We start from the raw sequence: 25,742 nt of genomic DNA, 5'->3' as shown, positions 1-25,742 counted from the left end.
TCAGAACAGGCCCTTCGGCAGCTTGGCGTCATAGGCCGCGACGGCGTCCGTGTCGACGGCCGGAAACAGGCCGTCCAGGTCGGTGGCGGTCAGCTCGGCGAGGTGCTCGGCGGCGTCGAGGAACGCGTCCTGGGCGGCCGGGGTGACGATGCCCTCGGCGAGCGTGCGGAACTTGCCCGCGTAGGCCGGCCGGTCGAAGGGGCGCGCGCCGGCCGGGTGGGCATCGGCCACGCCCAGCTCGTCCTCGATGACCGAGCCGTCGTCCAGGGTGATCACCGCGCGTCCGCCGAAGGCCCGGCGGTCCGGGTCGGGGTCGTGGTAGCGGCGGGTCCACTCGGGGTCCTCCACCGTGGTGATCTTCTGCCACAGCTCGACGGTCTCGGGGCGGCGGGCGCGCTCGGGGGCGTAGGAGCGCTCGTGGTGCCAGGTGCCGTCCTCCAGCGCGACGGCGAAGATGTACGGGACCGAGTGGTCGAGGGTCTCGCGGCTGGCGGTGGGGTCGTACTTCTGCGGATCGTTCGCACCGGAGCCGATGACGTGGTGGGTGTGGTGGCTGGTGTGCAGCACGATCGAGCGCACCCCGTCGAGCCGCCCGGCCTTCTCGCGCAGCCGTCGGGCCAGGTCGATGATCGCCTGGGCCTGGTACTCGGCGGAGTGCTCCTTGGTGTACGTGTCGAGGATCGCGCGGCGCGGCTCGCCGGGCTCCGGGAGCAGCACCGTGTAGTCGGACTCCGGGCCGTTCAGCATCCAGGCCAGGAAGCCGTCCTCACCCTCGTAGATCGGCGATGGCGAGGTCTCCCCGCGCATGGCCCGGTCCACGGCCTCGATGGCTGCCTTGCCCGCGAAGGCGGGGGCGTACGCCTTCCAGCTGGAGATCTCGCCCTTGCGGGACTGCCGGGTGGCGGTCGTGGTGTGCACGGCCTGCTGGATCGCCTGGTACACGGTCTCGGTCGGCAGTCGCAGCAGGGCGCCCAGGCCGCCGGCGGTGGCGGCGCTGAGGTGGGCCACGTGGTCGATGCGGTGCTCGTGCAGGCAGATGCCCTTGACCAGCGCGACATGGATCTCGTACGCCGCGATGGCGCCGCGCAGCAGGTCGGCGCCGGTGCGGCCGGTGTGCTGGGCGACCGCGAGCAGGGGCGGGATGTTGTCGCCGGGGTGGGAGTAGTCGGCGGCCAGGTAAGTGTCGTGGAAGTCCAGCTCGCGCACGGCGGTGCCGTTGGCCCAGGCCGCCCACTCCGGGGAGACACGGGCGGCGGCGCCGAAGACCGAGGCGCCGGGCGTGCTCGCGCGGTGGGCGGTGGCCTGGGCGCGGGCCACGGCGACCGGGCGGCGTGTCAGGGAGGCGACGGCGACCGAGGCGTTGTCGATCACCCGGTTGACGGCCATACCGGCGCTGTCGGCGTCCAGCTCCTCGGTGGCCGTGGCCACGGCGGCGAGCTTCCAGGCGAGCTGCTCCTCGCGCGGCAGGCGGTCGGCGCTGGGACGGACACGGACGTGGTGCTCGATCACGGGACTCCTTGTGGGCTGTCGGGCCGAGTGCTGTCGGCGGTCCTGTCAGGTGCCGACGTGATCGAGACTGCCCGCCCGGGCGTACCCGGGCCACTGCTCCAATATGTGGAATCCGTACAGCACGGAGCTGCGAAACTGCGAATCTTGCGAATTCTGCGGATGCTATGTTCACAAGAACCGTGGCCGCGGGGTGACCACCGGACGGCTCGCGACAAGGAGGTGCACCATGGCCCGACGCCCGGCCGACCGCAAGGTCTACGCCCACGCCAAACTGCGTCGGCTGCGCCGCGAGGCGGGCATGAACCAGGTCGACATGGCCCGCGCCCTCTCCATCTCCACCAGCTACGCCAACCAGATCGAGCAGAGCCAGCGCCCGCTGACCGCACCTGTGCTGCTGCGGATCGCGGAGGTGTTCGGCGTCGACGCGGAGTTCTTCTCCGAAGCGGAGGAGGACCGGCTGACCGCCGATCTGCGCACCGCACTCGCCGACGAAGCGTGCGGGGTGCCGCTGCCTGCCGGTGAGGAGATCGCCGAGGCCGCCCGTGACCACCCGGAGGTGGCCCGTGCCCTGGTCGCCCTGCACCGCCGCTACCGCGACACCGCCGAACAGGCCGCCGCGCTCGCCGCGCCGGGTACGGGTGGCGGTGGGCTGCTGCCCCCGGCCGAGCCGCACGACGAGGTACGGGACTTCTTCTACGCGCACCACAACCACTTCGAGCCGCTGGACACCGAGGCCGAAAGGACGACGGAGTCGCTCGGGCTGCGTCCGGGCCGCGCCGCCGACCCGCTCGCGGCACGCCTCGCCGAGCAGCACGGGGTGCGGGTGGTCCAGGCAGCCGCGGGCCGTTCCGCCGACGCCCGCCGCTACGATCCCGAGACCGGGCTGCTGTTCCTCTCCCCCTGGCTGAGCGACGGCCAGCGCGCCTTCCAACTCGCCACCCAGCTCGCCCTACTGGAGCTCGGCCCGCTGCTCGGACAGCTGGCCGACACCGCAACGGAACTCACCTCGCCCGAGTCGGCCTCACTGGCCCGCATCGGCCTGGCGAACTACTACGCGGGCGCCTTGCTGATGCCGTACACCTCGTTCCACACCACCGCCGAAGGTGTGCGCTACGACATCGAGCTGCTGTCCGCTCGCTTCGGGGTCGGCTTCGAGACGGTCTGCCACCGCCTGAGCACCCTGCAACGCACCGGCCGCCGAGGCGTCCCCTTCTCCTTCCTGCGCGTCGACCGGGCGGGCAACATCTCCAAACGGCAGTCCGCGACCGACTTCCACTTCTCCCGGCTCGGCGGCACCTGCCCGCTGTGGACGGTCTACGAGGCGTTCTCCGCGCCTGGCCGGATCCTCACCCAGGTCGCCGAAATGCCGGACGGCAAGCGGTACTTCTGGATCGCGCGCACCATCACGCGGGGCGGCTTCGGGCATCACGCCCCGCGCGCCGAGTTCGCCGTCGCGCTCGGCTGCGAACTGCGGCACGCACACCGGCTCGTGTACGCCGAGGGCATCGCCCTGGACGACCCGCGCGCCGCCACCCCGATCGGGCTCGGCTGCCGGATCTGCGAACGCCGCGACTGCGCACAGCGGGCCCGGCCCCCGGCCGGCGGGCGTCTGGCCATCGACCCGGACCGACGTACGTACGTGCCGTATCAGGTCGAGGGCAGCCCTGGCAGGTCCGACTGAGTCAGGCAGTGCCGTCACGGTGACGGCGCAGCAGCGCCGCTATGGCGTGCCGCAGGGACTCAGCAGTGGCCTGCCCACTGGCTGATCCGACGGCGGCTTGCTGCTCATGGCGACCCGGCGTTGGGGTAGCGACCAGCTCCTCCAGGTCGCGCAGTAGCTGCTCGGTCCTGCGCATCCGCTCCGAGAGAGCCCGCATCCGGGCGCTCTGGCCGCCTATCTGGCGTCGACTCGCGATCAACTGCTCGTACTCCCGCACCGTGAGGGCGACTGCCTCCTGACCGCCCAGGGTGATGCGCCGTGGCTGGGGGTGTCCGGCCACTCGGATCCTCCGCTCCTCGCCTCATGGTCCTGCCCTCAGAACGTCAGAGGGCGCCCGGAAGGTTCCACGGACGCCCTCTCCCTTCGGCCCGGTTCAGCGCTGCCGGAACTCGGGCGGCCGTTTGTCGACGAACGCGGCCATGCCCTCCTTCTGGTCGGCGATGGCGAACACCCCGTGGAAGAGCCGGCGTTCGAACCGGACGCCTTCGGCGAGCGTGGTCTCGAAGGACCGCGCCACCGCCTCCTTCGCCATCATCGCGACCGGCAGGGACATACCCGCCACGGTCTCGGCGACGGCCGGCGCCTCACCGATCAGCTCGTCGGCGGGCACGATCCGCGAGACCAGCCCGGCCCGCTCCGCCTCGGCGGCGTCCATCGTGCGTCCGGTCAGACACGGTTCCATGGCCTTGGCCTTGCCTACCGCCCGGGTCAGCCGCTGTGATCCGCCGACCCCCGGGATCACCCCGAGTTTGATCTCGGGCTGCCCGAAGACCGCGGAGTCGGCGGCGAGCAGGATGTCGCAGGGCATGGCGAGTTCGCAGCCGCCACCGAGCGCGTGACCGGCGACGGCGGCGACGGTCGGCGTGCGCACCGCCCGAGCCGGTCCCAGCCGCGAACCAGTCGGCGAGGTACGTGTCCATGTACCCCTGCGGCCGCATCTCCTTGATGTCGGCGCCCGCCGCGAACGCCTTCTCCGAGCCGGTGATCACGATGCAGCCGCAGTCCGGATCCCGGTCAAGGGCTTTCGTGGCGGCCACGACCTCGTTCATGACCTGAAGGTTGAGCGGTGTTGAGGGCCTTCGGGCGATTGAGGGTGAGCAGGGCCGGCGTTGGCGGCCAGCCCCCAGATCCTTCGCCATCAGCGAGGCCGCGAACCCCGGCCGGTCCTCCCGGTTGGCGGGGCCGGCCGGAACAGGCCCGAGGACCGGGCAGTTGACGCTGAGCGCCCAGCACTGCTCCGACGCCGTGGAGGCCACCTCGTACAGCGCCTGGTGGGACAGGCCGAGGCTCTCCCCGAGGACTAACGCCTGAAGGTCAGCGCGGCGGCCTCGGCGCCGACCACCCCAACGGACATGGTGCCGGGGCGGGCGCCGGTCAGCTGGTCAGTCCGGCTTCGATACGGCCGAGCGAGCGGCCTCGAAGCGTACAGGGGCCCGGAATCGGGCGCGGCGCGCGGCCCGCCGGAACGTGGTCAGCACCGCCGGACCGGCCAGCATCACGCACACGAAGTTGGTGACCGCCCGCCCCGTGTCCCAGCCCAGCGAGGTGGTGATGTCGAAGGCGATGTACCGCTGCCACTGCTCGGTGAACGGCAGGCCGGGCAGGTAGGCGATCGAGCTGTTCGGGTCGAGCGAGAACGGCCAGAAGGACAGGTTCAGGAGGAAGCCGAAGAGATAGCCCGACAGGGAGCCGTAGACCGCGAGGAGCAGCACCTCACGTCGGCCGCTCGCCCGGGGCAGGAAGCCGGCGAGCATACCGACGAATGCGCAGCCGAACATCTGGTACGGCATCCAGGGCCCGACCCCGCCGGTGATGAGGGCCGAGGCGAAGAGTGAGGTGCAGCCCAGGGTGAAGCCAAAGCCGGGGCCGTACACCCGCCCGGCGAGGACCAGGACGAAGAAGACGGTCTCGATGCCAGCGGTTCCCGCGCCCAGCGGACGCAGGGCCGCGTTGACGGCGGACAGGACGCCGAGCATGGCGAGGGCCTTGGAGTCGATACCGCCCTCGGCGATTTCCGACAGCACCACGCACAGGACGAGGATCAGCAGGACCCCGAAGATCAGTGGGGGCGCGTAGTTCGAACCGAACTTGCCCGGCGCGACCACGAACGGCCAGAAGAACGCGACCAGTCCGAGGAACGCGGCCAATGTCATCACGACGCCGACGCGGGGCGTGAGCCGGATGGCGGCCGTCATGACATGTCCGTCCTGACCTGATCGACCGTCAAGTACGGAAGCGGCGCCAGGATCTTCGCGGTCTGGGGGGCGAACACGGGTGAGGAGACGATGACCTCGGCGGTCGGCCCGTCGGCGACGACGTCCCCCTCGGCCATGACGACCACGCGGTCGGCGGCGCGAGCAGCGAACTCGACGTCATGGGTGGAAATCACGAGCGACCGGCCTTCGGCGGCGAGTGCGTCGACGACGCCGATCAGCTCGGTCTTGGCGTTGTAGTCCAGACCGCGGGTCGGTTCGTCCAGGAGGACGACCCGGGGTGCTGCGGAGAGCTGGATGGCGAGGACGAGAGCGAGCTTCTGCCCTTCCGACAGGTCGCGCGGGTGGGTGGCGTCATCGATGCCGGGGGCGAGCCGGTCGAGGACGGTACGGGCGTTCACGTCGGAGCCCGACTCCGTGTCGGCCTGGTCGAGTTCGGCCTTGACGCTCTCCAGGTAGAGCAGGTCGGCCGGGGTCTGCGGTACCAGGCCGACGAGCCGGCGGGCCTCGACGGCCGGCACGGTGTGCGGGTCTGTTCGTCCCGCCAGACGCACGGTGCCGGCTCGGCGCGGCCCGGAGCCCTGAAGGGCCCACAGCAGGGACGACTTGCCGCAGCCGTTGCGGCCCATCAGCGCCGTCACCTCACCCTCGTGCAGGTCGAGATCGACCTCGCGCACAGCGGGCACGCCCCGGTAGGTGACCGTGACGCCCCGCGCGGTCAGCAGCCGTGGCCGGTCGACGGTTGGGAGCGGCCGTACCGGGGCGGGAGTGCGGTGGGCCAGCCGGGTGCGCAGGGGTGCGGCGGCGCGGCGGGCGTCGCGGATGGACAGGGGCAGCGGTGACCAGCCGGCGGCCCGGCCCAGCTCGACGATCGGCGGCGCGATGTCCGAGGTGCGCAGGATGTCGGCGGGTGGTCCGCTCGTCACCCGGCCGCCGCCCGGTAGGTGGACGATCCGGTCGGCGTACTGGACGACGCGTTCCAGGCGGTGCTCGGCGAGCAGGACCGTGACGCCCAGGTCGTGGACGAGCCGGGTGACGGCGGCGAGGACCTCTTCTGCGGCCGTCGGGTCCAGGGCCGAGGTCGGCTCGTCGAGCACCAGGACCCGGGGGTGAGCCGTGAGCACGGAGCCGATGGCGACGCGCTGCTGCTGGCCGCCGGAGAGTTCGTACAGGGCGCGGTGGCGCAGGTCGGCGAGGCCGAGCAGGTCGAGGGTCTCCTCGACGCGTTTACGCATCGTCGCCGGAGGGATCGCCAACTGTTCCATGGCGTAGGCGAGTTCCTCCTCGACGGTGTCCGTGACGAAGCCGTCGATCGGGTCCTGGCCGACCACGCCCACCACGTCGGCCAGTTCGCGGGGCGGATGGTGGGCGGTGTCACGGCCGTCGACGGTGACTCGGCCGTACAGGATGCCGCCGGTGAAGTGCGGGACGAGGCCGTTGACGGCGCCGAGCAGGGTCGACTTTCCGACGCCGGTGTGGCCGACGACCAGGCATAGCTCGCCCTCCTCGACCGTGAGGTTCACGTCGTGCAGGGCGGGCTCGGCCGTGTCGTCGTACTGGATGGTGACCTGGTCGAAGGTGATCACGCGGGTTCGGCTTTCGTGGGGAGGCGGTGCGGGGTGGGCGGGGTCGGCGGCGGGGCGAGGAATCCGGCAGTTCCCGCGAGCAGGATGGCGGCGGTCGGCACCAGCGGCAGGGTTGGCCAGGTCAACGGGTAGAAGGAGGGGTTGAGTTCGGCGGGGTTGTAGCCGAGGTTCGCGAACAGCAGGACCGCCGCGACCATGCCGCTCGCGGCGACGGCCCACTCCGGCAGCCGCCACGGGTCGGGCCGGTAACTCGTGCGGGTGACCCGCCGCCCGCCGAGACGCAGGCCCGCCACGCACAGCACTGCTCCGCAGCCCATGGCGGGCAGGCCCACGAAGGCGGGCGCGGTGGCGTCCAGCAGCCCGTACGCGCCGGCGCACAGCCCGCACATGCCGAGGAGCATCAGCACCCCGGTCGCACGGCGGGAGCGGCGGGTGGCGGTACCGGCCCGGCCGTAGCCCCGGGAATCCATGGCGGCGGCCAGCCGCAGCGAGCGTTCCAGGGCGTCCTCCAGTACGGGGACCACGATGCCGCGCAGCGCACGGCGGCCCTTCGTACTGCCCGCCCGCAGCTTCCGCGCGCGAACGACGCGCTGCACGCTGTGCACCAGCTGCGGGGCGACGCTCAGCGCGACCGTGACGGCGACGCCGAGTTCGTACAGGGCACCGGGCAGCACACGCAGCGCGCGTTTGGGATTGGCGAGGGTGTTGGCGGCGCCGATGCAGCACAGCATGCAGGCCAGCCGCAGTCCGTCGGTCGCGGCGGACAGCAGGGCCTCCAGGGACACCGGTCCACCGATCTGGATGCCGGCGTACCAGTCGGGGGTCGGTACGTGTGGCAGAGAGAACAGGAAGTGATCGTGGGGCGTGATGCCGGTGGCGAACACTGCGCGGAAGACCACGCGGATCGCGACGACCGTGAGCGCCAGATACAAGTAGTACTTGAAGCCGCGGGCCCAGGGGGCCTCGGTGCGGCGGGCTGAGACGACGTAGCCGAGGACGGCCAGAACCAGGAACAGCAGCAGCGGGTTGTTGGTGCGGCTGACGGCGGTGGCGAGGGCGAGCGCCCAGATCCACCAGGCCATCGGGTGCAGGGTGCGCGGCAGGCGCCGCCCGCCCCTGTCCGGTGCGGGCCCGGACAGGGGGAGGGTGGCGTCGGCTGTGGTGCGTGCCACGCGGGTCACTCGGTACGGCGGCGCCGGCGGGCCGCGTAGACGGCGGCCCCGCCGATGAGCAGGACGAGCGAGGCACCGGTGACCACCGGCCCGATCGAGCCGGGGTCGTGCTCGGCATCGGCGGCCGGTGCGGCGTCGACGACCTTGGTACCGGCGCTGGGTGCGGCGGTCGCGTCGACCGGGGCGGAGGTGCTCGGCGAAGGGCTGGGGGTCGGCGAAGGGGAGGCGCTCTTCGTCGGCTTCGGTTCCTTGGACTTCTTCGGGGTCGACTCGGCCGGCGAGGGCTTCGTCGGCCGGGGCACCGGCCGCTCCGGCGCCGGGCCGGTGTCCACATCCGGCGGGAGCGGGGGTGCCTCGTCGTCGGACGGCGGCTTGCCCGCGTTGCCCTGCGGGCGGGTGTTGTGGGCGCGCAACCGGTCCGGGGTCACGGAGGGCCGACCCTCCGTGCCTTCCACGTTGGTGCCGCCGAACTGCCACAGGTCGACGCTGCCGGGCTTCGGCTTGTAGAGCATGGCCCCGAGCTGGCTGTACTCCCAGGTGTCCTCGCCCGGGTCGGCGTGCCAGTAGGACCAGTAGGCGGACGCGGGCGGCGTGAGGACGCAGTCGTCCTCGGCCGGGGTCGGGAACTGTTTGCCGTTCTTGTAACCGCTGTAGCCGATACGGCAGATGAACGCCGGGCCGTCGTGCCCGGTACCGGCGGTGCGCCAGCCGCCCTGGTTGAGCAGTTCGTAGCCGGTGGTGGGCGTCGTACCGCAGGAGCGCAGGATCGGGCCGCCCCAGTGGCTGAAGTCGACGGCGAGGACGGCTCCGGAGGTGGTCGTGCACTGGCCCATGGGCTGCGGGGCGGCGGCGGCCGGGGCCACGGTCGCGGCGAGGGCGGCGGCGGTGAGGCCGAGGGCCGCCGCGAGCCGTACGGCGGTACGGGCGACGTTACGGGCTGCGGCCGTCATGACGACTCCCCCGGCTCCCCCGCCTCGACTCGCCGCCGGGCGACGACGACCGTGCGCCAGCCCGCGGCCACCAGCAGCGCGGCGACGGCCGCGAGGGCGGCGACCTGGACGCCGGTGGACGCCAGACCGCCGGACGAGCCCTGGGCACCGGTGCCGCCGGACGTTCCGCCCGTGCCTGAAATGTCACCGGGCGTCACGATGTCCGGGGCCGTTCCGCTCGGGCTCGGGCTGGGCGTGGGCTGTGGCGATGTGCCGTCCAGGCTGCGCTCCAGCTCGCCGAAGGAGACTCCGGTGGCGCCGCCCACCGCCTGCGTGGAGGCCCGCAGATCGGAACCCTGCTGGCCCTCCTTCGCCACGTCGAAGCCGCCGTCGGGGTTCTGCCGGGCGGCGAGGAACTTCCGCGCCGCGGCGATCTCGTCCGTGTGGGCGGAGGCGTCCAGCGACAGTCCCTGCACGGCCAGCGCGGCCGAGTTGGTCGAGTTGCCGGCGGCGCCCGGGAAGCCGCCGTCGGCCAGCTGCATGGAGGCGATCCAGCCGAGCGCCTTGTCGACGGCCTGTTCGTGGCCGCCGGCCAGCTCCAGGGCCATCGCGGCGATCGCCGTGGAGTCCACGTCGGAGTCCCCGGTGGACGGAATCAGGCTCGGCCAGGCGCCGCTGTCGTGCTGAAGGCCGGCCAGATAGGCGATCGGCTCCTCGGCCGCGGCCTCCTCACCGGCGCGCACCTGTGCCATGACGGCCAGGGACTGGGCGAACACGCTCGGCGCGTAGGTGTAGGCGCCCTTCGCGGCGCAGGAGCGGTCGGGTGCGGTGCTCGGCTTCGCGCATACGGCCTTGTCGAGCGCGGCGATCAGGTTTTCACCGCCGAAGTCGCGCGGGTCGCGGCCCACCGCCTCGGCGAGCAACGCGGTCTTGCCGATGGCCCCGCCCACGGCGTGTTCGGTCCCGACGCCGGTCCAGTCGTGCACGGTGCGCCCCTCGCCGTCCTTGCCTCCCCGGTCGAGGAAGTCGACGATGCCGCGCAGTTTGGCGTTGTTCAGGCCGGTGGCGGCGAGAGCGTAGGCGCCGTCGATGGTCAGGCCGAAGTCGGCGCGGGAGGTGCCGGATCCCGCGGTGTGGTACTGGCCCTGCTTGAGGTTGGCGGCGCTGGTGAGGTAGGCGACGCCTTTGGTGAGGTCGGGCCCCGCACCGCCGGTCGGCGGCGTGCTCGGATCGTCGGTGGTCGGCGGGTCGGTCGGCTCGGGTTCCTTGGTGGTGAGCGCGGTCAGATCGGTGCCGGCGCCGGCCAGGACCGCTGGCGGGGTCGGGTAGAGGGAGGACTCCGTGGCGCCCTCCTCGAACCCGAAGCCGCCGTCGTCGAGTTGCTGCCTCGACAGCCAGCCCACGGCCGCGTCGGCGATGGCGGTTTCGCCGAGCGCGCGCAGGGCCTGGGCGGCGTAGCCGGTCGCGGCGACGCTTGCGACGGTGGAACCCGTGTACGCGGTGAAGGCGCCGTCCGCGCGCTGGGCCTTGGTCAGATACGTACGGGCCTTCGCCACGGCCGCCTCGTGGCCGCCCGCCTCGTGCAGGACCAGGGCGACGAGGCCGGTGGTGGCCGGGTCGCCGTCGCAGTTCTCGCCGGGGCGGATGAGGACGCTGGTGATGCCGCCGCTGGTGCACTGCAGCTGGGTCAGACGCTCGACGGCGTCCGCCGGCGGCGTCGAGCCGGCCCGCAGCAGGGCGAGCACGGACAGTGCCTGCCCGTCGGTGTAGCCCGCGTTGCGGAAGTCGCCCTTGGCGGTGCAGCCGGGAGTCGGGGTGCCGGACTCGGGGCCCGCCGCGCAGACGTTCTTCGCCAGGTCGCCGACGAGGTCGTGGCCGCCGAAGTCGGCCGGGTCGCCCTCGGCGATCTCCGCGAGGAGGGCGAGGCGGGCGGCGGCGGTGGCGTCGGGCGCCTGGTCGGTGCCGGACGGGTAGGCGTAGGCGCCGGTGTGGGCGGCGAGGAAGGCGGTGACCTTCTCCAGGACCCCGCTCTTGCCCTCGGCGGCGGCGAGCGCGTACGCGGTCTCGGTGCTCAGCAGGTAGTTGGGGGTCTCGGCGCCCTCGTCGACGACGCGTTCGCCGTCCGTCAGACGGCCCTTGAGCCAGGTCGCCGCGGCGGCCAGCGCCACGTCGCCGGGTGCTCCGGTGGGCGTGCCGGGGTCTGGGGTGCCGTTGTCTCCGCCCGCGCGGACGTCGTCGGGGCTGAAGGTGGGCTTGCCGGTGGAGCCGCCGACATCGGTGCCACCGAACACCCAGGCGTCGACGTCGCCGTCCTTGAGCTTGCGGTCCATGGCGCCGTACTGGCTGTAGGACCACTCCTCCTGGCCGGGCGCGGCCGTCCAGTAGGACCAGTAGGCGGTGGCCGGCGGGGTCAGGACGCAGGATTCCTTGTCGGAAGTCGGGTACTGCGTACCGGAGTTGAAGGTTCCGTGGCCGAGGCGACAGATGAAGGCGGGGCCGTCGTGCTCGGTGCCGGTGGTGCCGAAGCCGCCCTCGTGGAGGAGTTCGTAGCCGGTGGTGGGGGTGGTGTCGCAGCCGCGTACGACCTCGCCGCCGAACGGCCCGAAGTCGACGGCGACGACGGCGCCCTGGGTGGCGGTGCAGTCTCCGATCGGGTCGGCCGTGGCGGGGGTGATGGTGAGGAACGTCACCGCGGTCCCCACGAGCAACGCAAGTGCCGACAGCAGCGCCGTCAACGACCCCGGTCTGCTTCCCGTGCGTCCGGTTGTGCTGCGTCTGTCCGTCCCCACCACGGCCCCCGGCCCCTCGTTGTGTGGCCGACACGGCGAGGGCGTGGGTGAGGGCCGTCACCTGGGGGATTTCCGCCGGGGACGGCTGGTCGCACCACGCCGCAGTCCGCGACGGCGTTCATTGCGTTTCGTTGCGTTCGTTGCTGAGAGCACGCGGCCAGGTGTTCCGGCTCGCCCGGCGGTCGCCGGGCTCATGGTTGCGGGACAGCGCCGGAGTCACACCGGCTTCCCCTGGAACTGCGTCTGTATCAGCCGGATTTGAACATGGTTCACAGACAGCGTCAAGGAGAGGCACAGGGGTGGCAAGGGGTCGTCCGGGACAAGTCTGGCGAGACAAGTCTGGCGGCGGGCACGGGAGTCGAGTAGCGTCCTGGGCTGCCACATGGGGGAACCCGGTGTGAATCCGGGGCTGACGCGCAGCGGTGTGGAACGGCGGGGTCGTTCCGAGCCCGAATGCCCATGCGGGCATGCACCTTTGGAAGCCGGTCCACGCGTTCCCGGACGGCGCCCGCACCCGGTGCCGCGCCGTACGTGCCCGGGTTTCGGGGTCGACGTCCCTTACTCTCAGGAGCCGTCCATGTCCCGTCCCCGGTCCCTTCGCCGCCCGGCACTCGTCGCTTCCGCGGCGCTCAGCGTGTTCGCCCTGACCACCCTCCCCGCGTCGGCCACCTCCTCCCCGGCACAGATAGCCACCGCCAAGAACAACGGCATCGCCTACCTCAAGACCCTTCAGGCCGCGGACGGTTCGTACGCCGGGTCCGGGCTGTCCAACGAATGGGCGTTCAGCGCGTTCGCCTCCGCCGGAACCGCCGCCGTGGACGTCACGCCGGGCGGCGACGCAAGCAAGAACGCGAGAACCGTCTACCGCAACCTGCTGTCCACGACGAGCTGGCCGTCGGCATCGCCCGTCGTCACGGACTACGAGCGGGCCGCCCTCAACGCCTACGCCGCCGGCATCGACCCGGCCCGCGTCTCCGCCTCCCGCAACCTGATCGCCGACATCTACCGCTACTGGCAGACCGCCGAGCCCGGCTACTTCGGCCCCTCCGCCAATTTCAACGGCACCGTCTTCGCCGCTCTCGCCCTGGGCGGCGCCAGGACCCAGGCCGGTCAGGCCCGCATTCCGCAGGCGCTGCGCAACGCGATGGTCACCCGCATCCGTGCCAACCAGCACGACGACGGCGGCTGGAACTACGCCAAGGCCGAGGGCGACCCGGCCAAGCTGGCCGCCGCGAGCGATGTCGACATGGCCGGTGCGGCGATGGCGGCGCTGTGCGTCTCGGGGGTGCCGAACACCGACACCGACATCGTCCAGGCAAGGGCGTTCCTCAAGAGCAAGCTGGTGCCGAACAGCGGTGCCTTCAACGCCATGTACGGCATCAACACCGACTCCAACGGCTGGGCCGTCTCCGGCCTCAACGCCTGCGGAATCAACCCGCAGACCGGCGACTTCCTCACCTCCATGGGCAAGACCCCGGTCGACTTCCTGATCGCGCAGCAGATCAACCCCGGCGGCGGCTTCAGGTACCTGCCGAGCGACACCCAGCCGTCCGCGTACGCCTCCATCGACGCGGTGCGCGCCCTTGCTGGCGGCGGCTTCACCTCCGCCCCGCCCGTGCCGGTGACCTCGGGGGCGCCGCAGTGGGTGAGTCAGGGCTCCTTCACCTCCGGTACGGCGACCAAGCTGGCGCTGACGGTGGACGACGGCGCGGGCAGCCTCAAGGTGTGCTCGGTGTCCCTCACCCCGACCGGCGGTACGACGACGCTCGGTGCCGTCCTCGACGCGGCGACCGGCGCCGCCACCCCGTCGGGTTGTGTGGTCTCCGTGACCCCGTCGTCCGGTGCGGGCACCATCACCGCCATCAACGGCAAGGCGAACAGCGGGTCGAAGACCTGGAAGGTGACCGTGGACGGCTCGTCCTTCACGGCGGCGACACGCGGCAAGGTGATCGACGTCGGGGACACGATCGCGCTGCGCTGGGGGGCGTGAGCCGGGCAGCGGGGCCTAAAGTCGCCGTATGCGCATCGTCTCCCTGCTGCCCGCCGCTACCGACATCGTGGCCGAGCTCGGTCTCATGGCGCGGCTGGTCGGCCGGACCCACGAGTGCGACTGGCCCCCGGAGGCGGTGGCCGGCGTACCCGTGGTCACGGGTGCGGAATTCAGCCCGGACGACCTCACCAGCCGTGAGATCTCCGACGCGGTGGGCGGTTCGGCGCACTCGGGGTCGTCCCTCTACACCCTCGACACCGAAGCGCTGGCCGCCCTGCGGCCGGACGTCGTCCTCACGCAGGACCTGTGCGCCGTCTGTGCCGTGTCGTACGAGAAGGTGAGCCGGGCCGTGCGCGTCCTGGACGGCGACACCCGCGTCCTCAGCCTGGAGCCGCGCACCCTCGACGACGTACTGGACTGCCTGGTCACGGTCGGCGAGCTGCTCGGGGTGCGGGAGCGTGCCGAACGTCGTCGGGCCGAGCTGCGAGCCCGGCTCGACCGGGTGCGCGACGCGGTGGCGGGGCGGGGGGCCCGGCCCAGCGTCGTCGCCATCGAGTGGCTGGACCCGCTGTGGCCCGCCGGGCACTGGGTGCCCGAGCAGATCACCTGCGCCGGTGGCGAGCCACAGCTTGCCGCGCCCGGCGAGCACACCAAACCGATGACCTGGGAAGCCGTACGCGCGGCCCAGCCGGATGTCCTGCTGGTGCTGCCCTGCGGCTTCGCGCCGGAACGGACCCTGCGCGAGAGGGAGTTGCTGACCGGTCTGCCCGGCTGGGCGGACCTGCCCGCCGTCCGCAGGGGACGTGTGTGGGTGCTGGACGGCCCCGCGTACTTCAACCGCCCCGGGCCACGCGTGGTCCGCGGCGCGGAGGTGCTGGCGCATGTCCTGCACGGTGTGCGGGCCGGGGGTGCGGTGACGGCGGCCGAGGCCCGCCCGTTCGAGGACGGCCCCGGCCACTGACTTGGCTAGAACGCGGTCCAGGTGAACGCCACCTGGTCACCGGCGTTCAACTTGAACTGACAGCCGCCGACCGGTATCGACGTGCCGTTGACGGAGATGTTCCAGTAGGCGACACCCCCGCCGTTCACCTCCTTGACGGTCTCGACGAGGAAGTCGTCGAAGGACGCGTACCAGGTGCCGTCCCAGGTGAAGTTCCGCTTGCGGGCGGCGTCGTCGAGCGCGGAGGTGGGGGTCGGGACGGCACTTGTATGGGCGCCGCCGTTGGTGCCGTCGCATCTGTGGATGCCGCCGGAGGCCGTGGTCACCTCATGGCCCCTGGTCCTGACCTTGCCGTTGAAGAGGGGCCCGTCCGGTCCCTGCACGGTCAGTGTCACCTTGACCGGGGCGTTGGTGCCTGGCGCGGCCGGCTTGGCCTGGGCCGCTGCCGGTGCGGAGGCGAGGTGCTGCGGACCATGACAGTGGGAAGCGATGCGGACACGCGCCCGGGCAGCCCGGCTCGCGGCCCGCACGGGGCCGCACACGGTTGCAGGTCAGCGCCGGATTCCCACCGGCTTCCCCCAGGTCGCGCGCGTATGGAGTGTCGTGCGGACCACGACCGGATACGCGCCGAAGTCCCCGCATTCTATGGCGAGTTGGAGTCGGGCAGCCAGTGCCCTGCAATGGCCCCCGCCCTGGATTGTCGCTACGACCCGGCAGTCGTGCCCGCGGCGGCCTCCCCCGTCCGGAACCGCAGCCGGTACCTCAGATGGATCAGCACCGCGTACAGCACGGCGAACGCGGTCCAGGCCAGATACAGGCCGGGGAGCCCGAGGCCGAGGTGGACTCCGAGGAGCCAGCCGAGCGGGATGAGCATCGTGTAGTCGGCGGTGACGGACGCGGTCATGACCGACCGGCTGTCGCCCGCTGCCCGCAGCAGTGAGCCGCGTGACATTGCGAGCACCATCGGCGCCATGCTCAGGAGGGCCAGGGGGGTGGCCTCCCAGGCCAGTTCGGCCACCGTCGGATCCTCGGTGACCAGGGAAATCAGCGGCGGGCCGAGGGCGAGGGCCGCCGCCGACGGCAGAGCGAGCATGAGCAGCAGCAGCCTCGTGCCCGCGCGATGCCAGGCATCGGCACGGCCGGTGTCGCCCCGGCCGAGGTCCTGCCCCGCCAGGACCATCACCGCGGAGGCTCCCGAGGCCAGGACGGTGAACACCACGAGGAGCAGGTTGTCCACGATGCGATAGGCCGCGAGTTCATGCGTGCCCATCCGCGCGGCGAAGCCCGCGAGCAGGGCCTCGTTGATGTAGCCGATGCCCAGGGTGCTCATCTCGGGCCAGCCGATGCGCCACAGGCCGCGCGTGATGTCCCTGCTGCTGTCTGCTGCCTCGCCGGTCGCCCGGGGCAGGCGGGTGCGGCAGTACAGCAGCAGATAGCCGGTTCCGGCGGCGGTTGCGGCCAGGGTGGCGATCGCGGCTCCGGTGACGCCGAGGCCGGCTCGGAAGATGAGCAGCAGGCCGAGGGGCAGGTTGACCGCGTTGACCAGCAACGCGGTGTACATGGAGACCCGTGTCGCGCCGATCCCGGCGCAGGCGCCCAGCAAGGTGAAGGAGACCGCGGCGACGGGCACGGCCCACGCGAGCACGCGCAGATAGGCGGTGCCGGGGCCGATCAGGTCGTCCGGGGCCCCGAGAACGGTCAGCATGGGCGTGGCCAACACGTACAGCAGGGCCCCGACGACGACGCCGGCGGCGAGCGCCGTGATCAGGCCGACCCGGACGACCCGCGCGACGTCGTCGGGTCGCCCCGCGCCGTGACGCTGGGCGACCTGGACCTGAACGGCGGTCGCCCAGCCCCGTACGACGATGAGCGCGACCAGGTACACCGGCGCGGCGAGCGCGAACGCGCTCAGGGCGTCGGTGGACAGGCGGGCCAGCATGACCGTGTCCACGATGTTCAGGACGATCTGCGTGAGCCCGGCGACCAGCAGTGGATACGCCAGCCGCCATACGCCCCGAACGGCCGGCGGGGCCTGTTCGGTACCGGCGGGGTCGTCCACCGACGGGTCGGTCGCGGAACGCTCGGTCACAGCGCGGCCTGGGCGGCTTCCAGAAGTTCGATGTCGCGGTCGAGCAGGATCAGGGTATCCACGCGTGAGTCCTTCCAGGCGATGATCCGGTCGATGATGGCGGGGAGGGGGCCGACGAGGGCGACCTGGTCGATCAGAGTGTCGGGGACCGCCGCGACGGCCTCGCCCTTGTGGCCGTCGGCGAACAGCGTCCGCAGGTCGCGGGCCGGTCCCTCGTACCCCATCTGGCAGGCCACGTCGAAGTACGTGTTGCGTACGCCGGGACCGACCGCGCCGATCAGGTGGGCGAACAGCGGCCGCAGTGCGTTGCGGCCCTCCTCGACCGTGTCGGCGCGGGCCACGTAAGGGATCGGGCAGATCCGGACGTCGTCACGTGCTCGGCCGGCCCGAGCGAGACCTTCGTCCAGGGGGCGGGTCAGGGCCTTCTCGTGTTCGGGCGCGTACATGCCCGAGAGCCAGCCGTCGGCGATCTCGCCGGTCAGCGCCACGCTGCGGGGCCCGATCGCGCCGAGGTAGAGCGGGATGTCGGTGCGCAGTGGTGTCATCTCCGACTTCACCGGCCGGGCCTGTCCGCTGGATCCCGGTCCCCGGTAGGGAAGTTGGTAGATCTCACCGTCGTGCGCGACGCGTTCGGTGCGGGCGATCGCCCTGCGGACGATGTCGACGTACTCGCGGGTTCGCCGCAGCGGTCGGTCGTACGGCTGCCCGTGCCAGCCCTCGACGATCCAGGGGACGGACAGACCGAGCCCGAGCCGGAAGCGCCCGCCGGACAGCATGTCGAGGGTCATCGCGGTCATGGCGGTGGCGGCCGGGGTACGTGCCGGGATCTGCATGATGGCGGTGCCCAGTTCGATCCGCTCGGTCCTGGCGGCGAGATAGCCGAGGACGCTGACGGCGTCGGGGCCGTACTCTTCCACGCTCCACACCGAGTCGACACCGATCTGCTCGGCACGCTCGACGATCGGCAGGACCTGCTCGATGGGTTCTCCGCCGTAGCCCAGGGCCAGCCCGAGGCGCATGCGGGCTCCTTCCGTGTGTGATGACAGGGGTCGGGTGCGGTGTGGAACGGTCAGGAGAACGGGAGGGGTTCGAGTTCGAGGCCGCCCTCCGTGAGCGGCCCGGGCACCCAGCCACGGGCGACCGGTTCCACGTACAGCCGGCGCCCGCCCAGGAAGGGGAAGGCGGCCGGGGCGTTGCAGCTGAGTCCGGGGGCGAGCACACGGGCTACGTGGAGGCCGGCGGCTCGAACCTCCGGTGTCGTCAGATCCACGGCTACGGTGCGCAGTCCTGACGGGGTCCCGGTGTCGACACCGGGGCGCGTGGGACGGGGCGGGCCGGGCCTGCGTAGCCGGTCGAGCCGAGAGCCCTGCGTGCGCGGGTCGAGGTGGAACTGCACGTGCAGGCGTACGTCGTTGATGTCGCGCAGATCGGCCCGGAAGTCGTCCCGGTAGGCCCGGTCGCTCCGGTACGCCCGGTAGGGACGGTGGTCGTACCGGCCCGCGCGGACGCCGGTCCAGAAGTCGCCGTCGTGGTCGAGCAGTTCCAGACCGGTCTCGTGCATGCCGACGGCCTCGGTGAGCGCCTTGGCCGCCGCGTCCTCGGCGGTCGAGCGGCAGGCGCTGCCGAACCCGACCAGCCGCCGGGCCGGATCCTCGATGACCACCCCGACGACCGTGACGTCGAAGGTCGAGGGGATGAGCAGGAGGGTCACCTGGAGGCCGGCGGCCCGGGCCTCACCGACCGCGGCGGCGACAGGACCGCCCGGCTCCGGGACGAGTGCCGTTGCCGGTGCGCCGCTCAGCCACCACACGGTGACGGCGTCGCGCTCCAGCACTTCTTCCAGAGCCGCGCGCCGCGCCTGCTCGGGGCTGCGGCCTGCGGCCGTGCCTGCCAGCAGAGGGTAATTGGTGGGTGGTTCGGCGGAATGCGGGCCACGGAAGTAGTTGACGTACGCCAGTGACGCGGGGACGAGGACCTCCTCGCCGTCGATGAGGTCCGTGCCCGGCACCCAGGCGATCTCCAGCTCGGAGGTCATCGCGACGAACGGGAAGCCGCGCTGGGCGTACTGGGACGGCGAGTAGAGGGCGAACTCACGAGGATCGACCGCGGGCGTTCCCGCTCGGGCCAGTTGTCGGTGGGACGCGATGGGCAGCACGGGTGGTACCGCGTTGCCACAGTAGCGTTCGACCGCCTCACCCATGGCCGCGTCGCGAGCCCGGTCGTGGTCACCGAGGGCGGCGCCGCCGGTGACGGTGTCGACGACGTAGGGTGCGAACGCGGAGCGCGCCGACAGATGGGCGCTGTACGAGACGCAGCTCGGCACGGTCTCGACCCGGGGGCGGTCGCGGGTGACCCGTTCGATCAGACCTGGCAGCACGGCGTTGCGCGTCCTCTCCGGCTCGGCGGTACAGCGCGTGCGGGGGCATGCGGCGGGGAGCGACGGTGCGTCACTCCCCGCCGTGGTGCTCAGCTTTCGGTCTACTCGTCCTCGACGTCCTCACGCCACTCGAAGGGGGCGTCGATCGCCGGGGTGTGGGACTTCAGACCGTTCTGGGGTTCCTCGGGTTCCGCCCAGCCGTGGTGCGCCATATGGGTCCTCCTCAGATCGGAGCACAGGACATGCCGACTCACATGCACATCCCATGCAGTTGCGAACTGATTGCATTAAGAGATTAGGACGGCCTAATCGAATCCGCAATAGCCGCTGCCGGCCAGAAGTCGAGGATTTTATCCGGCCAGTGAACAGTCCTCACACTTCACTCCTGAAGGCACCCGGTAATACAGACAACAACTACGCCTGCGGAAGCCGAGATCGGGTCCGATGACTTTTCCGGTACCGGCCAGCCGGCCAGTGTTGAGCAGTTCGCCGACGAGCTCGGCAAGGGGTTCGCGCAGGTCCGCTCTGACCGCCAGGATGGCGCGGGCCGCCTCGACAAGTGCCGAGGCGGCGTTCCCGGCGAGCAGTCCGGGGGCCACTTTGACGCGCAGTCCGGCGGCCAACTCGTCCAGATGCCGGGTCATGACCAACTCGTACAACACGCCCGTGAGCTGCGGAAAGCCCGGCGCGTACCAGCCGTCGGGGGCTGCGGGCAGGCGCAGTGCGGGGCCGTCGTCGGCGCGCAGCAGTCGGCTCAGGTCCGGGACGATCCCGTGCACGACAGTGCAGGCCAGCACCGGTGACCACAGCCGCGCAGCGTGTCCGAGCTGCACGATGGAGGCGCCGATACGTTTCTCGTCAGTGTCGTAGCGGTCGGCGGTCGCCGTGATCAGATCGGCGACACCTCGGGCGTACGTCTCCTCGACCGGGTGCCATCCGCAGCCCGCGCCGCCGAGTTCGATCGAGAAGAAGGACCCGAGGGCCGCGATGTCCTCAAGAGCTTCGGCTATGACGGGCGCGGGTGCCTGTCGCAGGGCGTTCACATCGACTCCCAGATTTCTGATCTTGGACCGAACTCGGGTCGGTCGGATATGAATTCGGGTGTGCTGAATTCACGCTCCGAGCATGACGAGCACACGAGGAAATCTCCTCGGCTTTTCAGTGAACTCGCGGCAATCAGGCCGTCGCCACGGACTCATCACCCCTTTCCGAAGCGATCGCCACCGGAAAGCAGCGTGATGTGGGGTACGCCGGTGCGGGGGTGCTTGGTCACCTCGGCGTCGACGCGGTAGACGCCGGCCAGCAATTCGACGGTGAGGACTTCAGCGGGGGACCCGGTCGTCGCCACGCGGCCGTCGTCCATCACGCAGATCCGGTCGCAGAACGCGGCCGCCAGGTTGAGGTCGTGGAGGGCGACGAGGGCAGTCACGCCGAGCCGGCGGACAAGGCGCAGGGTGTCGAGCTGGTGGCGCAGGTCGAGGTGGTTGGTCGGCTCGTCCAGCACCATCGTCCCCGCCCGCTGAGCGAGTGCTCGGGCAATGAGCACCCGCTGCTTCTCACCGCCCGACAGCCGGTTGAACGGGGCCTGCGCGAGGCCGGCCGCCTCGAGTTCGTCCAGCGCTGCCATGACGATGGCACGGTCGTCGGCGTCGTCCCCGTCGAAGGGCCGCTTGTGCGGGGTGCGGCCCATGGCCACCACGTCGTAGACCGAGAGCTCGAAGTCGGCGGCCGACTCCTGCAGGACTGCGGCGAGTTGGCGTGCCAGACTCTTGCCGGACATCCGCCGGACGTCCCGGCCGTCGAGCAGCACACGTCCCGAGGTGGGGCGCAGGGCTCGGTAGACCGTGCGCAACAGGGTGGACTTGCCTGCGCCGTTGGGGCCGACGAGCCCCACGACCTCGCCGGGAGACACACACATGGACGCCCGGTCCACCAGTGCCCGGCCTTCGACGACGACCGAGACGTCCTCTACGACCAGGGTGCCGGGCGCCGCTGTGGCCGTCACCGCGCCGGTCTTTGTGGCTGTCGACCTCGTCATGCTGTCCTCCGTCGCATCAGCCACAGGAAGAAGGGACCGCCGACCAGCGCGGTGAGGATGCCCACGGGGATCTCCTCCGGGCTCATGACCGTGCGCGCCGCGAGATCGGCGGCGATGAGGAAGGCCGCGCCGAGCAGCGCGGCGGCAGGCAGCGCGCGACGGTGATCGGCACCGACGAGCAGTCGCACCACGTGGGGCATGATCAGGCCGACGAAGCCGATCTGGCCGCTGACCGCGACGATCGTTCCGATCAACAGCGCGACCAGGGTGAACAGCGCGGCACGGAAGCGGTGCACGTCCAGGCCGAGCGCGACGGCGGCCTCCTCCCCCGCGAGCAGCAGGTTCAGGGAGCGGCAGACGCCGAGCAGGACGGCCGTGCCGAGAAGGACGGCACCGACGGGGATCCACACCACCGTCCAGGTGGTGCCGCCGAGTCCGCCGAGCATCCAGCGCAGTGCCGACTGTGTCTTGTGCGGGTCGTCGGAGGTGACGATCAGGAAGCTGGCGAGCGCCGACAGCACCTCGGCCATCGCCACACCGGCCAGTACCAGCCGTACGGTGGTCATCCGACCGCCGGACCGGGCCAGGAAGTAGACGGCGACGAGCGCTGCGAGAGCGCCGAGGAACGCCGCGACCGGCAGCGAGAACACCCCGAACAGAGCGAGGTTGAAGACGACGACGAGCACCGCGCCCACCGAGGCGCCCGACGAAACCCCGAGCAGCATCGGGTCCGCGAGGGGGTTGCGCACCAGTGCCTGCAGCGCCATCCCGGACACCGCGAGGCCCGCGCCGACGACCCCGGCCAGCAGTACGCGAGGCAGCCGTACGTCGATGACGATCGTCTCGCGGACTGCGGTCCAGGTCGGGTCGGCCAGCGCCGGATGCACCCGGTGCAGCAGGATGCCCCACACCTGGTCGGCCGGGACACTGATGGATCCGACGGCGATCCCGAACGTGACCGAGACCACGACAGACGCGCCAAGCAGCAGGAGCACGAGCGGGTAGGGCATCCGGCGGCGGCCCGGGACTGTGGCATCCCGTTCGACCACTCCCCGGAGGCTCGCCTCCGATCCGGCGTCTGCGCCCTTCTCCTCGGTCACACCCGCCGCATCGGTCGCCCCGCTCACTTGAAGCGATCCGGGTGGATCTGGCGGGCCAGGGACTCCACCGCGGCCGGCACCCGGACGCCCAGCACCGTGGACGACAGGGGCAGCACGGCGAACCGCTTGTTCTTGATGGCGGGGACGTCCTTGAGCGCCGGGTTCGACAGCAGGAACTTCTTCTTGTCCTCGACCGACTGGTCACCGTAGTCATAGATGACGATGACCTCGGGCGCACGCTCGGCCACCTGCTCGAAGGCCACGTCGCCGAACGCCTTGTCCAGATCGGCGAAGAGGTTCACCCCGCCAGCCTGCTTGATCATCTCATTGCCGATGCCCGCCCCGCCGGCGGTGAAAGCCGTCTTGTCGCCGCTGTCGTAGACGAAGAGCTTCAGCGGGGTGACGCCGGCGAGCTTGTCCTCGACCGTGTCCAGGGTGGCGTGAAGCTGCTTCAGCTCCGCTTCCGCTCGTTCCCGCACTCCGAAGATCTTGGCCACGTTCCGGATCTCCTGGTCCATCGTGGCCATCGTCACGGGTCCGGACGGACATTCCTCGATGTTCAGGTAGGAGTCGATCCCGCTCTTCGACAGGGCCTCGCGGCTACGACCCTCTTTCTCGTCGAAGGTGCTGGCGAATCCCCCGTAGGCGAAGTCGGGTTCAGCCGCCAGCAGCGTCTCGAAGGACGGGTACTCCTCAGAGATCACCTTGATGCCGTCGTATGCGCCCTGGTACTCCGGGAGGATCTTGTCGTCGAGATAGGCCGTGCCCACCATCGACTTCTCCAGGTCCAGCGCCAGCATGACCTCGGTCGCGTGCTGGTTCAGCGAGACCGCGCGCTGCGGAGGCCGCTGATAGGTCGTCTTCACACCGCAGTTGGCGACGGTGACCGGGAAGCCGTCGGCGGCGGAGCCCGCCTGAGCGGCGTCGTCCTGGGTGGCGTCGTCCTGAGTGGCGCTCCCGCCACAGCCGGATATCAGCAGGGCAGCGGCGGCGATCGCCGGCAGCAGGGACATCGGGCGCTTGCCCATCATGTGGTGGGTCCTCTCACCGCAGGGTGGAACCGGAACGGTCCGGACGGTGGTCCGGAGGACGGCCGGGTACAACGGCCGGCCGGATTGGCTGAGTTCGGTCGGTCGAGTCGGGAGTATCGGAAGTCGTCGAGTCAGCCGCGTCGCGTCAGCTGTCGAGCCGTCGCGGCAGCCGATGGCACGGAACTCCCACCCCGGGCACGCCGAGGCGAGGCGAAGAGGTATTGGTCAAGAATGTCCGGCAGCTGCGCGACGCCCGGTCCGCCCGCACGTACCCAGGCGGCGATGTCCTCGGTCGCGGCGCGATCGTTGACGAGGCCGAACCAGACCGGCCGACCACCGGCGGCACGCCCATCGGACGACGGCTGCACCACGATCACATTCGCCTGCTCGCACACGTCGAGACACTCGGTGACCCGGAGCGGGGCGTCCTCGGCCAGACGAGCCGTCTGCTCACCATGGTCCACGGCCGTGACCCTCGCACTGCCGCAGCAACAGTCACGGCACACCACGACTCGACACGGCACCCGGCTGCTGCGCGACACCTCCATGGGCATCCCGCCACACCCTCCTCTCCGGGGAAATCCGCCCCAGCCACAGCGAGGAGGCGACCGCGTGAGTCTCCTGGCTCTCGGGTCAGTGCTCGTCCCGGCCTTCCCACCCGCGTCCGGGCAGTGGTCTGTTCGGGATCCGCTCGCCGATCACAGTGGCGGGACCGCGCCGGATTCACACCGGCTTCCTCGTTCCGCCGTCGCCTTTGTCGCGGGCCATCATGGCAGAAGGACACGTCATCTCATACGCCTGCGGCGCGATGCCCCGTGGCGAGGCGGTGCACACGCCCCGCGCACAAGAGCATTTGCGCGCTGCCGCGCTCGCACAAGCCCCGTAGGGCGTCGCCCCGACAGCCGGAAACGCGAGCCAGGAACGGCATTGATCGGCAAGAACCGCGAAGAGGTGCCCTGCCGGGGCACCTTGACCAACTGCACGACGGGCATCGCTGGAGCAGTCCGGCGATGCCCGTCGCATCGGCTCCCCCCACACTGACTCCTCGTCGAGGCACGGCAGCAGAAGCGCTTCAGGTGTCACGAGCGTGTCACCATCCCCGTGGACGCTCTCGCACCACAAGGCGCCAACCCAGACATACCGACTCACTCCGGCTCGAGGGTCATGGAGTCGAGTGCTGTCCATCTGCGGCTGGGCGAAGACCCGGCTGCGGGAAGCAGGCGGGCCAACAAGCGGGCTTGCCTGATCAGCGACACCTGAAACGAGACAGCCGACCTGGAGAGACAGCTGCCCCTTTCTCGTTCTTGCCGCCCTCGCCTGCCGCGTGCCGGCTCCCTTGCCTGTTCGAAACCACCGCTGTCCTATCCCAACGCTGCGCCGGACGTTGCGCATGTGAGTGACGCTCGGTCAAGTGGTTCGAGTATGGCCGTCCGCCTGTTCGGGATCTCTCGGACAGGGTCTGGCCTAGGGAGACGACCGGTTGACCGTCCTGTTGAACAGCGAACCGCTCCTTACGCTGGGTCCCAAGGGGCGCCCGCCCCTGTGACGAACTCGAGGCGGAGGAGCACTGCCGTGACGGACCTCGTACTGCTCGCGGGCGGATCGGTGACGATGACCCACCACGTCACCGGCACCTACTTCATGTGCAACGACTGGCACGACGGCGTCGGCAACCACACCCAGACCTGGGCACAGGATCCGTTCGCCAAGGACAACACCTCGCATCGGTGGTTCCTGCGGCAGAACGCCGGCGGCACCGTGCGCATCGAGTCGTACGCCAACCACCGCTGCCTCACCGCCGGGGCCAACCCGTCCGACGTCGTGACCCTGAGGGAAAGCTCCGACAGCCTCAACCAGCACTGGCGGCTGGTTGCCCATGCGGAGCGAGGCAACGACTTCTACCTGGTCTCGGTCGTGCACCCGCGCTACGCCCTGGCCATCGCCGATCATCTCCAGGGCAACGACCGGCTGGTCGGCCTGACTCGTATGTGGGGCGGCCCCAACCTCTCCCAGCTGTGGCGGATCTACCCCTCGTCAGAAGACCAGGACTGACACCCACCGAGCACGCTTCGAAGACATCTTCGGCGGACATGCATGACAAGCCCGCCCTCCCGTCGGAGGGCGGCCTCGCCATGCGGTTCGTCTCCGGCAGGCAGTCAGGGCAGGCGACGTCGGCGGCTCAGAGGATGGCCGCGAGAACCACTGCTCCGGTTTCGGACAGAGACGGACGTCTGATCGAGCCTATGGCCAACAAAGCGA

20 protein-coding genes, 2 pseudogenes and 4 riboswitches are annotated in these 25,742 nt (G+C 71.0%); of the genes and pseudogenes, 4 read left to right on the top strand and 18 right to left on the bottom strand.

Features of this window, described 5'->3' with window-relative positions; translation table 11 throughout:
• Positions 1-1,509 (bottom strand): MmgE/PrpD family protein, encoded by a 1,509-nt coding sequence (locus ACHBTE_RS00345; RefSeq protein WP_394721183.1) that lies wholly within the window; start codon positions 1,507-1,509, stop codon positions 1-3.
• Between the two features lie 226 nt (positions 1,510-1,735).
• Between ACHBTE_RS00345 and ACHBTE_RS00340 the strand changes: the two genes are divergently transcribed.
• On the top strand, positions 1,736-3,190 hold the full coding sequence (locus ACHBTE_RS00340; RefSeq protein WP_394721182.1) for a short-chain fatty acyl-CoA regulator family protein: 1,455 nt from the start codon (positions 1,736-1,738) through the stop codon (positions 3,188-3,190).
• Position 3,191: 1 nt separating this feature from the next.
• Here the strand turns inward: ACHBTE_RS00340 and ACHBTE_RS00335 are convergent, their stop codons facing one another.
• The 8 genes and pseudogenes from ACHBTE_RS00335 to ACHBTE_RS00300 form a co-directional block, all read right to left on the bottom strand.
• Positions 3,192-3,509 carry a hypothetical protein gene (locus tag ACHBTE_RS00335; RefSeq protein ID WP_394721181.1) on the bottom strand — a complete coding sequence of 106 codons (318 nt, stop codon included), beginning with the start codon at positions 3,507-3,509 and terminating at the stop codon, positions 3,192-3,194.
• A 93-nt stretch (positions 3,510-3,602) separates the two neighbouring features.
• Positions 3,603-4,330: pseudogene (locus ACHBTE_RS00330) on the bottom strand (enoyl-CoA hydratase).
• A gap of 20 nt (positions 4,331-4,350) precedes the next feature.
• A pseudogene (locus ACHBTE_RS00325) lies at positions 4,351-4,539 on the bottom strand (3-hydroxyisobutyrate dehydrogenase); the annotation flags it as partial.
• 72 nt (positions 4,540-4,611) lie between these two features.
• Positions 4,612-5,424 (bottom strand): ECF transporter S component, encoded by an 813-nt coding sequence (locus tag ACHBTE_RS00320; protein WP_394721180.1) that lies wholly within the window; start codon positions 5,422-5,424, stop codon positions 4,612-4,614.
• Positions 5,421-7,028: an ABC transporter ATP-binding protein gene (locus ACHBTE_RS00315; RefSeq protein ID WP_394721179.1), complete on the bottom strand. Its 1,608-nt coding sequence runs from the start codon at positions 7,026-7,028 to the stop codon at positions 5,421-5,423. Before ACHBTE_RS00315 ends, ACHBTE_RS00320 begins: the two co-directional genes overlap by 4 nt.
• A complete protein-coding gene (locus tag ACHBTE_RS00310) occupies positions 7,025-8,209 on the bottom strand; it encodes an energy-coupling factor transporter transmembrane component T (protein ID WP_394721178.1) in 1,185 nt (394 codons plus the stop codon). Before ACHBTE_RS00310 ends, ACHBTE_RS00315 begins: the two co-directional genes overlap by 4 nt.
• Entirely contained in the window at positions 8,206-9,150 is a 945-nt protein-coding gene (locus tag ACHBTE_RS00305) for a hypothetical protein (protein ID WP_394721177.1), read from the bottom strand. Before ACHBTE_RS00305 ends, ACHBTE_RS00310 begins: the two co-directional genes overlap by 4 nt.
• Positions 9,147-11,864, bottom strand: coding sequence for a prenyltransferase/squalene oxidase repeat-containing protein (locus tag ACHBTE_RS00300; RefSeq protein WP_394721176.1), 2,718 nt, complete (start codon positions 11,862-11,864; stop codon positions 9,147-9,149). The genes ACHBTE_RS00305 and ACHBTE_RS00300 overlap by 4 nt, the downstream gene beginning before the upstream one ends.
• A gap of 192 nt (positions 11,865-12,056) precedes the next feature.
• A riboswitch (cobalamin riboswitch) is annotated at positions 12,057-12,189 on the bottom strand.
• Between the two features lie 114 nt (positions 12,190-12,303).
• Positions 12,304-12,377, top strand: a riboswitch (cobalamin riboswitch).
• A 118-nt stretch (positions 12,378-12,495) separates the two neighbouring features.
• On the opposite strand from ACHBTE_RS00300, the gene ACHBTE_RS00295 reads away from it, so the two are divergent.
• Together ACHBTE_RS00295 and ACHBTE_RS00290 are read left to right on the top strand one after the other, a co-directional pair.
• Positions 12,496-13,908, top strand: a complete 1,413-nt coding sequence (locus ACHBTE_RS00295) for a hypothetical protein (RefSeq protein ID WP_394721175.1) — start codon at positions 12,496-12,498, stop codon at positions 13,906-13,908.
• 28 nt (positions 13,909-13,936) lie between these two features.
• Positions 13,937-14,869, top strand: a complete 933-nt coding sequence (locus tag ACHBTE_RS00290; RefSeq protein ID WP_394721174.1) for a cobalamin-binding protein — start codon at positions 13,937-13,939, stop codon at positions 14,867-14,869.
• 5 nt (positions 14,870-14,874) lie between these two features.
• On the opposite strand, the gene ACHBTE_RS00285 is transcribed toward ACHBTE_RS00290, so the two are convergent.
• From ACHBTE_RS00285 to ACHBTE_RS00245, 9 genes are all read right to left on the bottom strand, one after another.
• Positions 14,875-15,339, bottom strand: coding sequence for a DUF4430 domain-containing protein (locus ACHBTE_RS00285; protein ID WP_394721573.1), 465 nt, complete (start codon positions 15,337-15,339; stop codon positions 14,875-14,877).
• A gap of 14 nt (positions 15,340-15,353) precedes the next feature.
• Positions 15,354-15,427: riboswitch (cobalamin riboswitch) on the bottom strand.
• 124 nt (positions 15,428-15,551) lie between these two features.
• Entirely contained in the window at positions 15,552-16,937 is a 1,386-nt protein-coding gene (locus tag ACHBTE_RS00280; protein ID WP_394721173.1) for an MATE family efflux transporter, read from the bottom strand.
• Positions 16,934-17,956, bottom strand: coding sequence for an LLM class F420-dependent oxidoreductase (locus ACHBTE_RS00275; RefSeq protein WP_394721172.1), 1,023 nt, complete (start codon positions 17,954-17,956; stop codon positions 16,934-16,936). The genes ACHBTE_RS00280 and ACHBTE_RS00275 overlap by 4 nt, the downstream gene beginning before the upstream one ends.
• A gap of 50 nt (positions 17,957-18,006) precedes the next feature.
• A complete protein-coding gene (locus ACHBTE_RS00270; RefSeq protein WP_394721171.1) occupies positions 18,007-19,314 on the bottom strand; it encodes a YcaO-like family protein in 1,308 nt (435 codons plus the stop codon).
• 350 nt (positions 19,315-19,664) lie between these two features.
• Positions 19,665-20,357: a (2Fe-2S)-binding protein gene (locus tag ACHBTE_RS00265; protein ID WP_394721170.1), complete on the bottom strand. Its 693-nt coding sequence runs from the start codon at positions 20,355-20,357 to the stop codon at positions 19,665-19,667.
• 155 nt (positions 20,358-20,512) lie between these two features.
• A complete protein-coding gene (locus ACHBTE_RS00260) occupies positions 20,513-21,352 on the bottom strand; it encodes an ABC transporter ATP-binding protein (protein ID WP_394721169.1) in 840 nt (279 codons plus the stop codon).
• Positions 21,349-22,362 carry a FecCD family ABC transporter permease gene (locus ACHBTE_RS00255; protein WP_394721572.1) on the bottom strand — a complete coding sequence of 338 codons (1,014 nt, stop codon included), beginning with the start codon at positions 22,360-22,362 and terminating at the stop codon, positions 21,349-21,351. The genes ACHBTE_RS00260 and ACHBTE_RS00255 overlap by 4 nt, the downstream gene beginning before the upstream one ends.
• A 113-nt stretch (positions 22,363-22,475) precedes the next feature.
• Complete coding sequence (locus ACHBTE_RS00250) at positions 22,476-23,483, bottom strand: ABC transporter substrate-binding protein (protein ID WP_394721168.1); 1,008 nt, start codon at positions 23,481-23,483, stop codon at positions 22,476-22,478.
• Positions 23,484-23,614: 131 nt separating this feature from the next.
• On the bottom strand, positions 23,615-24,037 hold the full coding sequence (locus ACHBTE_RS00245; protein WP_394721167.1) for a (2Fe-2S) ferredoxin domain-containing protein: 423 nt from the start codon (positions 24,035-24,037) through the stop codon (positions 23,615-23,617).
• Positions 24,038-24,076: 39 nt separating this feature from the next.
• Positions 24,077-24,271: riboswitch (cobalamin riboswitch) on the bottom strand.
• A 784-nt stretch (positions 24,272-25,055) separates the two neighbouring features.
• Between ACHBTE_RS00245 and ACHBTE_RS00240 the strand changes: the two genes are divergently transcribed.
• Positions 25,056-25,535: an RICIN domain-containing protein gene (locus ACHBTE_RS00240; RefSeq protein ID WP_394721166.1), complete on the top strand. Its 480-nt coding sequence runs from the start codon at positions 25,056-25,058 to the stop codon at positions 25,533-25,535.
• Positions 25,536-25,742 lie beyond the last annotated feature (207 nt).

Origin of the sequence: Streptomyces sp. M41 (assembly GCF_043673425.1) — a bacterium.
Taxonomy (GTDB): domain Bacteria; phylum Actinomycetota; class Actinomycetes; order Streptomycetales; family Streptomycetaceae; genus Streptomyces.
This window is presented reverse-complemented; position numbering and strand designations above follow the sequence as displayed.

Bases quoted from the DNA above. Each gene is read 5' to 3' on its own strand.
- ACHBTE_RS00260 (WP_394721169.1), bottom strand. From the start codon at position 21,352: ATGACGAGGTCGACAGCCACAAAGACCGGCGCGGTGACGGCCACAGCG.
- ACHBTE_RS00245 (WP_394721167.1), bottom strand. From the start codon at position 24,037: ATGCCCATGGAGGTGTCGCGCAGCAGCCGGGTGCCGTGTCGAGTCGTG.
- ACHBTE_RS00250 (WP_394721168.1), bottom strand. From the start codon at position 23,483: ATGATGGGCAAGCGCCCGATGTCCCTGCTGCCGGCGATCGCCGCCGCT.
- ACHBTE_RS00275 (WP_394721172.1), bottom strand. From the start codon at position 17,956: ATGCGCCTCGGGCTGGCCCTGGGCTACGGCGGAGAACCCATCGAGCAG.
- ACHBTE_RS00295 (WP_394721175.1), top strand. From the start codon at position 12,496: ATGTCCCGTCCCCGGTCCCTTCGCCGCCCGGCACTCGTCGCTTCCGCG.
- ACHBTE_RS00340 (WP_394721182.1), top strand. From the start codon at position 1,736: ATGGCCCGACGCCCGGCCGACCGCAAGGTCTACGCCCACGCCAAACTG.
- ACHBTE_RS00290 (WP_394721174.1), top strand. From the start codon at position 13,937: ATGCGCATCGTCTCCCTGCTGCCCGCCGCTACCGACATCGTGGCCGAG.
- ACHBTE_RS00255 (WP_394721572.1), bottom strand. From the start codon at position 22,362: ATGCCCTACCCGCTCGTGCTCCTGCTGCTTGGCGCGTCTGTCGTGGTC.
- ACHBTE_RS00305 (WP_394721177.1), bottom strand. From the start codon at position 9,150: ATGACGGCCGCAGCCCGTAACGTCGCCCGTACCGCCGTACGGCTCGCG.
- ACHBTE_RS00320 (WP_394721180.1), bottom strand. From the start codon at position 5,424: ATGACGGCCGCCATCCGGCTCACGCCCCGCGTCGGCGTCGTGATGACA.